General features: G+C 36.9%; 10 protein-coding genes. 9 read left to right on the top strand and 1 reads right to left on the bottom strand.

Annotated elements, in window-relative coordinates:
- Positions 1-75 precede the first annotated feature (75 nt).
- The 5 genes from ACTQZM_RS07160 to whiA all read left to right on the top strand — a co-directional run bounded on the left by ACTQZM_RS07160 (position 76) and on the right by whiA (position 5,000).
- Entirely contained in the window at positions 76-1,329 is a 1,254-nt protein-coding gene (locus tag ACTQZM_RS07160; protein WP_248625432.1) for a carboxylate--amine ligase, read from the top strand.
- Between the two features lie 2 nt (positions 1,330-1,331).
- Complete coding sequence (locus ACTQZM_RS07155) at positions 1,332-2,039, top strand: amino acid racemase (RefSeq protein WP_243174763.1); 708 nt, start codon at positions 1,332-1,334, stop codon at positions 2,037-2,039.
- Between the two features lie 131 nt (positions 2,040-2,170).
- Entirely contained in the window at positions 2,171-3,058 is an 888-nt protein-coding gene (rapZ, locus tag ACTQZM_RS07150; protein WP_441653336.1) for an RNase adapter RapZ, read from the top strand.
- Positions 3,055-4,065, top strand: a complete 1,011-nt coding sequence (locus ACTQZM_RS07145) for a gluconeogenesis factor YvcK family protein (protein ID WP_243188510.1) — start codon at positions 3,055-3,057, stop codon at positions 4,063-4,065. Before rapZ ends, ACTQZM_RS07145 begins: the two co-directional genes overlap by 4 nt.
- 2 nt (positions 4,066-4,067) lie before the next feature.
- Positions 4,068-5,000: a DNA-binding protein WhiA gene (gene whiA, locus ACTQZM_RS07140; protein WP_047242034.1), complete on the top strand. Its 933-nt coding sequence runs from the start codon at positions 4,068-4,070 to the stop codon at positions 4,998-5,000.
- A 48-nt stretch (positions 5,001-5,048) separates the two neighbouring features.
- Here whiA and ACTQZM_RS07135 read toward each other — a convergent pair whose 3' ends face one another.
- The gene (locus ACTQZM_RS07135; RefSeq protein WP_441653335.1) at positions 5,049-5,546 is read right to left on the bottom strand and encodes a thioredoxin domain-containing protein; all 498 of its coding nucleotides are present in this window, start codon (positions 5,544-5,546) and stop codon (positions 5,049-5,051) included.
- A 215-nt stretch (positions 5,547-5,761) separates the two neighbouring features.
- On the opposite strand from ACTQZM_RS07135, the gene nifJ reads away from it, so the two are divergent.
- From nifJ to glmM, 4 genes are all read left to right on the top strand, one after another.
- Positions 5,762-9,454, top strand: a complete 3,693-nt coding sequence (gene nifJ / locus ACTQZM_RS07130) for a pyruvate:ferredoxin (flavodoxin) oxidoreductase (RefSeq protein WP_441653334.1) — start codon at positions 5,762-5,764, stop codon at positions 9,452-9,454.
- 154 nt (positions 9,455-9,608) lie between these two features.
- The gene (gene cdaA / locus ACTQZM_RS07125) at positions 9,609-10,502 is read left to right on the top strand and encodes a diadenylate cyclase CdaA (protein ID WP_113784373.1); all 894 of its coding nucleotides are present in this window, start codon (positions 9,609-9,611) and stop codon (positions 10,500-10,502) included.
- Complete coding sequence (locus tag ACTQZM_RS07120) at positions 10,503-11,627, top strand: CdaR family protein (RefSeq protein ID WP_441653333.1); 1,125 nt, start codon at positions 10,503-10,505, stop codon at positions 11,625-11,627.
- Between the two features lie 26 nt (positions 11,628-11,653).
- Positions 11,654-13,015 carry a phosphoglucosamine mutase gene (glmM, locus tag ACTQZM_RS07115; RefSeq protein WP_441653332.1) on the top strand — a complete coding sequence of 454 codons (1,362 nt, stop codon included), beginning with the start codon at positions 11,654-11,656 and terminating at the stop codon, positions 13,013-13,015.
- Positions 13,016-13,290: the final 275 nt, after the last annotated feature.

Raw genomic sequence — 13,290 nt, 5'->3', positions numbered from 1 at the left:
AGAAAAGTCTCTTTGCTTGCAAGAGCCTTTATGGTATGATGTTGAATGTGAATTGTTTCAGAAAAGAGTGAAAATATGCAGAAAAATAATTTTATACCTATATTGCTTGGGACAGATATGAATGTCTATGGCATGGCGCGTGCATTCAATGAAGAATATGGTATAAAACCCATTGCGATTGGAGAACATCAATTAGCTCCAACTAGATTTACTAAAATTGCCGATATTCATTTATATGATGGTTTTGATAAAGATCCTGTCTTCTCTGAAAAGTTAATCGAGTTAGCAAAATCAACTTTTAACCAAGCAGACATTAAATATTTATTGATTCCTTGTGGGGATGGTTATGCCGAGTTGTTATCTCAAAATAAGGAAAAATTAGCACCCTATTATACTTTTATCGCCAATGATTATGAGTTATTTAAAGTGTTGATTAATAAAGTTACTTTTTATGAAACTTGTGAAAAATATGGTTTACCTTATCCAAAAACCTTCATTTTAACACCAGCACATTTAGAAAATGGTCAATTCAAACAATCTTTACCATTTGATTTTCCAGTGGCGCTGAAACCGGCAAATAGTGTCGAATGGTTGTCAATTGACTTTGAAGGACGTAAAAAAGCATTTATTATTGATAACCGGAAAGAATTCGAAATTATTGTTGAACGAATTTATCAAGCTGGCTATACCAGTGAGATGATTGTGCAAGACTTCATTCCAGGCGATGATAGTAATATGCGTGTGCTAAACGTCTATGTCGATCATGAGCATAATGTTCGTATGATGTGTTTAGGTCATCCGTTATTAGAAGATCCTGCGCCTGGTTCAGTGGGAAATTACACCGTGATTTTACCAGATGAAAATGAGCAAATCTATCATGATGTTGCACAATTTTTAAAACGTATTAACTATGTTGGTTTTGCGAATTTTGATATGAAATATGATAGCCGCGATGGGATATTCAAATTATTTGAAATTAATTTACGTCAAGGCCGTAGTAGCTTCTTTGTAACTTTAAATGGTTTAAATTTAGCCAAATTTATTACAGAAGATTTGATTTTTAACAAACCGTTTGAAAAGACAATTTATGGGCGCGCTCACGGAGACCATGCTAAATTATGGTTGAATGTGCCATTATCTATTTTTAAAAAATATGCCAAAGACGGTCCAGATAAACAAAGAGGCTTAGATTTATTAGCGCAAGGCAAATACGGTTCAACATTATTTTATAAGAAAGATCGTTCTTTAAGACACTATTTATTAATGAAGTATGTTTATAAAAAGTATGAAGAAGATTATGAAAAATATTTTAAAGTGAAAGAAGGTTAATCATGCGCGATTTTTTTACCATTCTAGGTGGAATGGGAACGATGGCGACAGAAAGCTTTGTTCGACAGTTAAATAAACGCACACCGACACATGCTGATCAGGATTATTTAAATTATATTTTATATAATCATGCGACAATTCCTGATCGTACGGCTTATATTCTTGATCGTAGTAAACCAAATCCAATTCCTTTATTGCAAGAAGATATTCGCCAACAAAATATTTTGCAACCAAGCTTTATTGTTTTGACCTGTAATACGGCTCATTATTTTTTTGATGACTTACAAAAAGAGACCAAAATTCCGATTTTACATATGCCAAAAGAAGCCGTCAAACAGATTCACCGTGAGCAAATTACTGGTAAAGTGGCATTTTTAGGTACGGAAGGCAGTGTGAAGGCGGGCGTTTACGAAAATGAATTAAAAGAACAAGGGATTAATTATTTGATTCCAGGTCAAGATTTACAAGCTAAAATTAATCATTTAATTTATCAGGATGTAAAAGAAAATGATTATATTAATCTTGAGTTGTTTTTTGAAATTCTAGCCGATACAAAAAAACTTGGATGTGAAGCCGTTATTTTAGGATGTACAGAACTTTCATTAGTTGCTGAATATATTGATTGTGAACATGAGTATAAAATTTTTGATGCACAATCTATTTTAGTAGACCGCACGATAGACCGAGCATTATCTTTAAGAAATAAATAAGTTTTACGGATATACGTGATTTTTTGAAATTGCGTATATCCATTTTGTTGTATAAGATACGCCCGGCATGATATAATAAATAAGACAATAAAAAGTGAAACATGATTGCTTTTTTAAAGGAGGAATTCATCATGGCTGATCAATTAAGTTTAGTCATTATTACCGGGATGAGCGGTGCAGGAAAAACAGTTGCCATCCAAAGTTTTGAAGATATGGGTTATTTTTGCGTTGACAACATGCCCCCAAGTTTAATTCCAAAATTTTGGGAACTCATTCGTGAATCAGGCAAAGTAACCAAAATTGCTTTAGTCGTTGATTTACGTTCACGCTCATTTTTTGATGAAATTCAAAATATGTTAGCTGAAATTGAAAACACGCAATTGATTGATACGAAGATTTTATTTTTAGATGCTTCAGATGTAGAGCTGGTTTCACGTTATAAAGAAACTAGACGTGTGCATCCAATGGCAATGGATGGTTTGGTTACTGAAGGAATTCGCAAAGAGCGTGCCATTTTAGAAGATTTGAAAGTAAAAGCTTCTTTGGTGATTGATACGACTACTTTAACACCGCGCCAATTACGTGAAAAAATCAATCAAGAATTCCGTCATAATAATGAATCGGGTTTTCGTGTGGAGATGGTCTCATTTGGCTTTAAATATGGCCTACCAATCGATGCAGATATCGTAATGGATGTACGTTTCTTACCAAATCCACATTATATTCCAGGACTTCGCCCCCTTACAGGTTGTGATAAACCCGTGTATGATTATGTCATGAGTTTTGAACAAACTGAAAAATTCTATCAATCATTTAGCCAACTTTTACTACAAATTATGCCTGGTTACATTAAAGAAGGTAAAAGTAGTTTAACGATTGCGATTGGTTGTACAGGTGGTCAACATCGCTCTGTTGCTTTAACTAATCGTGTAGGTGAATGCCTAAAAGAAAATGGCTATACTGTAAATACCACCCACCGTGATAAAGATAAACGAAAAGAGACGGTTAATCGCTCATGAAAACCTATCGCATTAGAAAACCTAAAGTTGTAGTCATGGGCGGTGGTACAGGCTTACCAGTTATATTAAAAAGTCTGAGAAATCAGGGCGTAGATATCACAGCAATTGTCACGGTGGCTGATGATGGTGGAAGTAGTGGGGTTTTACGAGACTCAGTTAAAACGATGGTCCCACCAGGAGATCTACGTAATGTCTTAGTGGCGCTCTCTGATATGCCAAGGTTGTATTCAGATATTTTCCAGTATCGCTTTAACAAAGGAGATAAATTTTTAGCGAATCATGCACTTGGCAACTTGATTATTGCAGCGATTGCAGAAATGCGTGGTAGTACTTATGAGGCGATTCGCATTTTAAATAAGATGATGCATGTGGAAGGTAATGTCTATCCCTCATCAGAAGAGCCTCTGGTTTTACATGCGGAATTTATGGATGGTTCGACTGCAGTGGGCGAGTCCAAGATTGCTCTAGAGCGAAAAACGATTCGTCATGTCCATGTGTCTCGACAAGATTCAGATGAAACACCTAAAGCGAGTCGTAATGTAGTGAAAGCCATTATGGACGCAGATATGATTGTTTTAGGTCCAGGAAGCTTATTTACGAGTATCTTGCCTAATTTAATGATTCCGGAAATCTCTGAAGCGATGTTAAAGACGAAGGCAGAAGTGGTGTATATTTGTAATATTATGACACAAAAAGGCGAAACGGAGCACTTCACCGATGCGCAACACGTGAAAGTCTTACATCGCCATTTAAAGATGCCTTTTGTGGATACAGTTTTAGTCAATATCGAACATGTGCCCGAAGATTACATGGATGTCGAAAAATATGATGAATATTTAGTCCAAGTAACGCATGATTTTAATGGCTTGCGTGAAGAAGGCTGTCGTGTGGTCTCTAGTGATTTTCTAGAATTACGCGATGGCGGTGTCTTTCATGATGGCGAAAAAGTTGTGAATGAATTATTACGGATTGTCTATGGCGTAAGGAATACAGAAAGGGAGCGATAATTTTGTCATTTGCTGCGGAAGTCAAAAAAGAATTGACGACTTTAGAAGTGCACCGCGAACATGCCAAAGCTGAGTTAGCTGCCTTGATTAGAATGAATGGTTCTTTAAGTATTGCCAACCAACAGTTTATTCTCAATGTTCAAACTGAAAATGCGGCAATTGCACGTAGAATTTATTCACTTTTAAAAGATCATTATGATGTTCGAAGTGAATTATTAGTTCGTCGGAAAATGAAGTTGAAAAAGAATAATGTCTATATTGTACGGCTGAAAAACGATACGATGGATGTGCTAAATGATTTAGGAATTATGGATGGTTTAATGTTTGATATCCATGCTTCAGATGAGTTGATGGGAAATGCACAAAAAATGCGTTCTTATCTCCGTGGTGCGTTTATGGCATCTGGTTCTATTAATAATCCAGAAACCAGTCGCTACCATTTGGAAATTTTTTCAGTTTATGAAGAGCATAATGAAGATATATGTAGTATGCTTAATTTCTTTGATTTAAATGCAAGAACACTTGAAAGAAGAAATGGCTATATTACTTATCTCAAAGGGGCAGAGAAAATTGCTGACTTTTTGACTTTAATCGGTGCCACAAATTCCATGTTAAAATTTGAAGATGTACGCATTGTTCGTGATATGCGTAATTCGGTGAATCGTTTAGTCAATTGTGAAACGGCCAATATGTCACGAATTGCAGATGCAGCTACTAAACAAATAGAAAACATTGAATATATTGAGTCGAAAGTAGGGATTAAGTCTTTGCCGGAAAAATTACAAGAAATCGCCGAGTTAAGATTACAACATCCAGAAGTAAGTTTAAAAGAACTAGCTGAAATGGTGCCAAGTGGGCCAATCTCAAAATCGGGCATTAATCATCGTATTCGAAAAATTAATGATTATGCCGAAAAATTAAGGCAAGCAGAATAACAAAAACGCAGAATCCTCAGGAAAAAGTGGATGCTGCGTTTTTTGCTTTTATTTTAATATTTCTTTTAATTCGTCTTCAGAAATACTTTCGTCAAAAATGTGTTCTTCAACAATAATAGTTGGCACAAATTTGATGTTGGCTGCATTGGCTTCATCGACAATTAATTGGCTATAAGATTGATGGTCATTTTCGCTTAAGCCTAGTTTTTCTTTGGCAAATGTAGCGACTTCATCAAGTTCAAGGTCGCCCCATTCTTCTTGTGTATCGAAAATCTTTTGAATACTTGCTAAAATAGTTGATTCATTCGTAGTATCCACGAAACGATGCATGACATTTCCACGTTGAAGACTAGGTTTTTCTTTATCGAATAGCTTAATGACACGTGTGACATCGGCATCAGCTAATAATGCTTTGGATTCATTAAACCATTGACGGCAATATGGACAACGAAGGTTCATAAATTCTTTCATAATATGTTTACCATTGCCAATGACAAGACCGTTTTTGGCATTTGTTTGTTCAGCTTTAATCACTGAAATATCCATAAGTATCACCTCAAATATAATTGATTACAGTCTTAAGTTTATTGGTTTTGTGAAAAAATGCAACTATTACGCTTGTAGACGTTTTTTTTGAATTTCACAAAAAAATCAGGCAAAAAGGGTTACTTATGTAGTTTTTTTCGATATAATAAATAGTTGAACAGTCCAATTTTTGATCTCCCACGTCAAAAAATTGCAAAATCACTGAGGTGTTAACTATGAATAAAAAAACAATGGATGGAAATACAGCTGCAGCCCATATTTCTTATGCTTTTTCTGAAGTAGCAGCCATCTATCCAATTACGCCTAGCTCACCAATGGCTGAATTAGTGGATGCATGGTCAGCAATGGGCAAAAAGAATCTATTTGGAGAACCTGTCAAAGTCATCGAAATGCAATCAGAAGCTGGTGCCGCTGGTGCCGTTCATGGATCGCTAAAAACAGGTGCCTTAACCAGTACATACACGGCCTCACAAGGTCTTTTATTAATGATTCCTAATATGTATAAGATCGCTGGTGAACTTTTGCCAACCGTCTTTCATGTTGCAAGTCGTTCTGTGACAACTAATGCTTTAAATATTTTTGGTGATCAAACCGATGTGATGGCAACGCGTCAAACAGGATTTGTGATGTTGGCAGAAAGTAGTGTCCAAGAAGTAATGGACTTAGCAGCTGTGGCCCATTTAGCAAGTATTAAAGGTCGTTTGCCATTCTTAAATTTCTTTGATGGTTTTCGTACCAGTCATGAGCTACAAAAAATTGAAGTCATTGAATATGATGATTTGAAAAAATTAGTGCCTGAAAAAGAATTAGCTGAATTTCGTCAACGTGGGATGAACCCAAATCACCCAACAGTCAGTGGTATGAACCAAAATCCTGATATTCATTTCCAACAACGTGAAACGATTAATACCTACTATGATGAAATTCCGGCAATTATCCAAGAATATATGGGTAAAATCAATGAATTGCGTGGAACGAATTATGATTTAGTCAATTATTATGGCCATCCTGAAGCGCAAGAAGTGATTGTCGTGATGGGTTCAGCCGCCCAAGCGATTGAACAAACGGTTGATTTTCTAAATGAACAAGGACGCAAAGTTGGTTTTATCAATATCCATTTATACCGTCCATTTCCAACTGAGAATTTCTTAAGTAAAATCCCCGCAACTGTCCAATCTATCGCGGTGTTAGACCGTACAAAAGAACCTGGGGCAAATGGCGAACCACTATTTTTAGATGTCCAATCTGCTCTTTATGAAGCGGATATTCGACCAAGTGTGATTGGGGGCCGCTATGGTTTAGGTTCAAAAGATGTGACGCCTGCTCAAATCTTAGCCGTTTTTGATGAATTACAAAAACCACGTAAAGAACAAAAAAGAAGATTCACCATTGGTATTACTGACGATGTGACGCATTTATCTTTACCTTTAGGACCAACTTTAGATTTAACGCGTCCTGGTACTTTCCAAGCAAAATTCTGGGGCTTTGGTTCAGATGGGACAGTCGGCGCGAATAAGTCAACGATTAAAATCATTGGCGACAATACCGATAAATTTGTCCAAGGTTATTTTTATTATGATTCCAAAAAATCAGGTGGCTTAACGGTATCGCATTTACGTTTTGGTGATCAAGAAATTCGCTCTACTTATTTAGTAGAGCATGCTGATTTCATCGCCTGTCATACCCCTGCGTATGTTCATAAATATGAATTAGTTCAAGGCTTGAAAAAAGGCGGCACTTTCCTATTAAATACGACCTGGTCAGATGAACAATTGCATAAATTCTTGCCAAAACATCTGAAAAAATATTTGGCTGAAAATGACATTCAGTTTTATACCATTAACGCGATGCAATTAGCGCAAGAAATTGGTTTACGTAATCGTATCAACACTATCATGCAGACTGCTTTCTTTAAGTTAACGAATGTCATGGATTTTGATACGGTTGTGAAATTATTAAAAGATCAAGTGCAAAAAATTTATGGTCACAAATCAGCGAAAATAGTGGAGCAAAACCATGCGGCCATCGATCAAACCTTAACGCACTTGCATCGTTTTGAAGTGCCAAAAGAATGGGCGAACTTAGATCCTACTGAGAAACGTTTAAGTCGTCAAAGTAAGTTTGTTGAAGAAATTGTGGAGCCAGTCAATGCCCAAAAAGGGGATCATATCCCAGTCAGTGCTTTTGTGAATAATGGCATGGTTGCTGGTGATATGCCACTAGGTACTGCCGCGGTTGAAAAACGAGGAATTGCCCTTGAAGTTCCTGAGTGGATAGCTGATCGTTGTACCATGTGTAATGAGTGCGCGTTTGTCTGTCCACATGCTGCCATCCGTCCGTTTTTAGCAGACGAAGATGAAATGCAAGAAGCACCTGAAGGCTATATTGTTCGAGATATGCGTGGACCTGATGGCTTGAAATACCGTATCCAAGTATCAGTGGAAGACTGTACTGGATGTGGTTTATGTGTGGAAGCATGTCCTGCAAAAGGCAAGGCTCTAAAAATGCGTCCTTACGAAGAAATGAAAGAAGAAGCTATCAATTGGGCCTTTTCAATGACATTACGCCAAAAAGAAAATCCTGCGAAACCAGGAACGATTTTACACAGTCAATTTAATAAACCATTACTAGAATTCTCAGGTGCATGTTCAGGATGTGGAGAAACGCCATATGTGAAACTATTGACGCAAATGTTTGGTGACCGAATGATGATTGCCAATGCGACGGGATGTTCTTCCATTTGGGGAGCAGCTGCACCAGTGACGCCTTATACAACTAATAATCAAGGGCAAGGTCCAACTTGGTCAAACTCATTATTAGAAGATAATGCTGAATTTGGTTATGGTATGATGATTGCCAATACCACTCGACGTGAAGCTTTAGCCAACCAAATGACATCCATGCTAGATAAAGTTTCTCCAGAGCTTAAGGAACTAATGCAAGATTGGACGAAGCATTTAAATACAAGTGAAGGAACCCAACAAAGAGCGAAAAAACTGAAAGCTGCCTTACAAAGTGCAGTCCATCAAGTCCCTGAATTAGCTGAAATTTTAGCGCATGATGATTTATTCGTAAAACCAAGTCAATGGATGATTGGTGGCGATGGCTGGGCTTATGATATTGGATATGGCGGAATTGACCATGTTATTTCTACTGGCGCCGATGTCAATATTTTGGTCTTGGATAATGAAGTGTACTCAAATACCGGGGGTCAAATTTCTAAAGCCACGCCAGCAGCTGCGATTGTTAAATTTGCTGCCAGTGGGAAAAATGCGGCGAAAAAAGATTTAGGTATGATGGCCATGACATATGGTAATGTCTATGTTGCCCAAATCGCTTCTGGAGCTAATGCCATCCAAACCATGCGAGCGTTTGAAGAAGCGGAAAAATTCCCTGGTCCATCAGTAATCATCGCTTATACACCATGTATCGTTCATGGCTTGTCAGGTGGCATGCGTCAATCGATCCAAGAAGCAAAAGATGCTGTAAGTTCTGGTTATTGGTCACTATATCGATATAACCCAAGCCTTAAAGCGCAAGGTAAAGAGCCAATGAGTCTTGACTTTAAGAAACCTGATTTTTCTAAGATGCCTGATTTCATGCGTACTCAAGTGAGATTTAGAGCGTTAGAAACAGTGCACCCAGAACATGCTAAAGCGTTATTTGATAAGACTGTTAATGATGCTAAAACACGCTTTTATAATTATGCTCGTCTAGCTGGTCAAGAAGAAAAAATTCGTCAGCGTTTAGAAGGCAAAAAGGATTCTCCAGTTGAAGATAATAAAGCAACTGTTCGACGGGAAAAGAAAGAGCGTACTATTGATCCAGAAAGAGAAGCACGTCGCTTACAAAGAAGAGCTGAACGTAAAGCAAGACGTGAAGCCAAAAATGAGGAAAAAAGCGAATAAACTTTTTTGAAACAGGCGTACTAGTAATTTTATGGGATTGCTAGTACGTTTTTTTTCTGTATTTTAAAAAATAGTAAAAATCTTTATTTTTTTTCATGCGCATTCAAACTTATGATATACTTGAATCAAGAAATAAATGAAAGGAAGTCTGTTTATGTCTTTTCAAAATGGAGATATTTTCCAATTGGATTATTGGAAGCAATTGTTTTCAGAAAACATCTTGTCTTATTCCTTTTTGATTAACATTGTTGATATTATTGTTGTTTGGTATCTGTTATACAAGTTGCTTCAATTAGTCCGTGGAACAAAGGCTATTCAGCTCTTAAAAGGGGTACTAGTTTTTCTAGTCATTCGTTTTGCTGCTGAATTTTTAGGATTACATACACTTTCTTGGTTGATGGACCAGGTCATTACTTATGGGGTGATTGCAGCTGTCGTCATTTTTCAACCAGAAATACGTCGAGGACTCGAGCACCTTGGGCGTACTAAGTTTTTTGCCCCAAATAGTGTGAAAGAACGCGAGGAAGAACGGATTATTAAAGCCTTGGATAAAGCCGTTCAATATATGTCCAAACGGAAAATTGGTGCATTAATTACGATCGAACGTAACACTGGCTTAGAAGAGTATATTGAAACAGGAATACCTCTAGATGCGGATATCTCAGGAGAATTACTCACTAATATCTTTATTCCAAATACGCCCTTACATGATGGTGCGGTAATTATTCGTGATGGTAAAGTAGCTGTTGCCTGTGCGTATTTACCTTTATCAGACAGCATCTTAATCCCTAAAGAATATGGTACAAGACACCGTGCTGCTGTTGGTATTTCTGAGGTAAGTGATGCAGTAACACTAGTTGTCTCAGAAGAAACTGGAGGTGTGAGTATTACCATCAATAATCAGTTAATCCCTGATTTAACGAAAGAAGATTATTTAGCTATCTTAACGAAGGAATTATCTGTAAAAGAACAGGAGAAGAAACGTCGTAACGTACTGAATTTCTTAACTAGCTCAAAAAAATCTGCTAGAAAGAAAGGTGGGAAGTAGATGGAATTAAATACTAAGAGTAAAATGATAACGGCATTGTTTGCATTGTTGTTAACCTTAATTCTATTTACCAATGCGAACACGCCTGATCAGAAAAAACAGCAAAAACTAGCCTATAATTATGAAGAGACGGTAAAGCAAGTCCCAATTGTTTTTGAATACAATGAAAAGAAATACTATATTCAAGGATATGAGCCAAATGTTGATGTTAAGTTGAGTAGTGCCAATCGTGTGCAACTATTAGCCGAGAGCAATGCAGATACTAGAACATTTAAAGTGGTTGCTGATTTGAATAAGCTATCTCCAGGAACGCATGAAGTGAAATTAAAAGTCGAAAATTTAAAATCTGGTGTGAAGGCTAAGTTAAGTACGAATAAGTCTACTGTAACGATTGAAAAGAAAATTACTAAAAAATTTGCGGTTAAACCAATTTTAGCTGATGAGCGTCAATTAGATGGAGTGATTTTAAATAGTATCTCAAGTACACCAAAATCTGTGCTTGTAACTACCGGTGCGCAAACAATGAAAGAAATTGCGATTGTGCAGGCTTTATTTACTTCAAGTAATCCTATCACGCAAAATATCACCAAAACCGTGAAGCTTGAAGCATTAAATGCCAAAGGGGAGAAACTTGATGTCACTTTTGACAAGGAAGAAGTAGAGGTCCATTTAGCAGTTAATCGTGTGAATAAACAAGTGAAATTAACACCTAAACAATTTGGTAATTTGCCAAGTGGGGTCAGCGGCTATCAATTCCATTTAAATCCCGAAACAATCATGTTATCATCCAATGGTGGTGATTTAGATAAAATTGATGAGATTACCATTCCAGTGGATATTTCAGGTATTGCTCAGACTACAACAAAGGTTTATAATATACCAGTTGATAGTGCGTTTTATAGTCCGCAAAGCAATGTAACGATACGGATTGAACCCATATACACACAGGGCAATCGTAACCAAAATCTTACTGAGCAAAACACGCAAACAAATGGTGCAGAAAACGCAACGCAAAATTTACCGGAAAAGTCTGAAAGTAGTACACAAAAAGATTCTGACAAGCAAGAAACTACACAGACTACCGATGATACAAAAAATGAAAACGAAAAGAAGAATAATGATTAATTTTTAAAGTTTTAAGGAGAATTTTTATGGGTAAATATTTTGGAACAGATGGTGTACGAGGAGAAGCCAATGTTGAATTAACGCCGGAATTAGCGTTTAAATTAGGACGCTGTGGGGGTTATGTGCTTAGCCAACATGAGCAAGGCAAAAGACGACCAAGAGTTTTAGTGGGCCGTGATACACGTATTTCTGGTCAGTTATTAGAAAGTGCATTAGTGGCAGGATTATTATCTGTTGGAATTGAAGTATTTCAATTAGGGGTGATCACTACTCCGGGGGTTGCTTATCTAACCCGTGTGCAAGAAGCCAGTGCAGGGATAATGATTTCTGCTTCACATAATCCAGCGCAAGATAATGGCATCAAATTTTTCGGAAATGACGGTTTTAAATTGGATGATGCGCAAGAACTTGAAATTGAAGCTTTATTAGATGCACCAGAAGATACTTTACCTCGTCCTTCAGCGCAAGGTTTAGGAACGGTGGAAGAATTTCCTGAAGGCTTGATTCGCTATGCTGGCTTTTTGGCAGATACAATTCCTGGAGATTTATCCGGTTTAACGATTTGTTTAGATGGGGCTAATGGGGCTACTTCGCCGATTGTGAACCGTTTATTTGCTGATTTAGAAGCTGACTTTTATACAATGGGGACTTCACCAGATGGATTGAATATTAACGATGGTGTTGGCTCCACTCATCCAGAAAGTTTGGCTAAATTTGTAGTGGAAAAGAAAGCAGATGCAGGATTAGCTTTTGATGGTGATGGTGACCGTATTATCGCTGTAGATGAATTAGGTAATATTGTGGATGGCGACAAGATTATGTACATCTGTGCAAAATATCTATCTGAAAAACGTCGTCTAAAAAATGACACAGTTGTTACTACAGTCATGAGTAATTTAGGTTTTAGAAAAGCCATTGAAAATATTGGTTTGAAAGATGTAATTACACAAGTGGGTGACCGTTATGTAGTCGAAGAAATGCGCAAAAATGGTTATAATTTCGGCGGTGAACAATCTGGTCATATGGTCTTTTTAGATTTCAATACAACAGGTGATGGCATGCTATCAGGTATTCAACTGCTAAATATTATGAAGGAAACTGGTAAAAAACTTTCTGAATTAGCAAGTGAAGTAGCCATTTATCCTCAAAAGTTAGTGAATTTACGTGTGACTGATAAGAATAAAGCATTAACTGATCCTGAAGTATTAGCTGTCATTGAAGAAGTTGAAAATGAAATGGGAGATAGTGGTCGCGTCTTGGTTCGCCCATCAGGAACAGAGCCTTTATTACGCATCATGGCAGAAGCGCCAACCGATGAACTAGTAGAAACCTATGTCGATAAAATTGCCCAAGTGGTTAAACAAAGAATTGGCTTATTAGAAGAATAAATTAGAAAGACTCTGGAGTGTTGTTAACTTCAGGGGCTTTTTTAATTGAAAATGATGTAACAAAAAGAGAGAATTTGTGAAGTTTGAACAAATTAAATTGAATGTAGTAAGGATAAATTCGGAGTTACTATGCTATTTTAAAATCACAAAGTAACCAAAACATTTGTAAGCGTCCAATAACAAGGTGTATCGCATCTATCTAGTCCTCCAGTTATACTGTATTCAAACAGAAGATTGGAGGTTTTTTATGATGAAACAACCCATTGTCCCTCTAG

The sequence above is a fragment of the Enterococcus cecorum genome (assembly GCF_052119425.1).
In the GTDB taxonomy this organism is placed as follows: domain Bacteria; phylum Bacillota; class Bacilli; order Lactobacillales; family Enterococcaceae; genus Enterococcus_E; species Enterococcus_E cecorum_C.
Note: the sequence above shows the minus strand (reverse complement) of the source record. Positions and strands in the feature narration are given on the sequence as shown.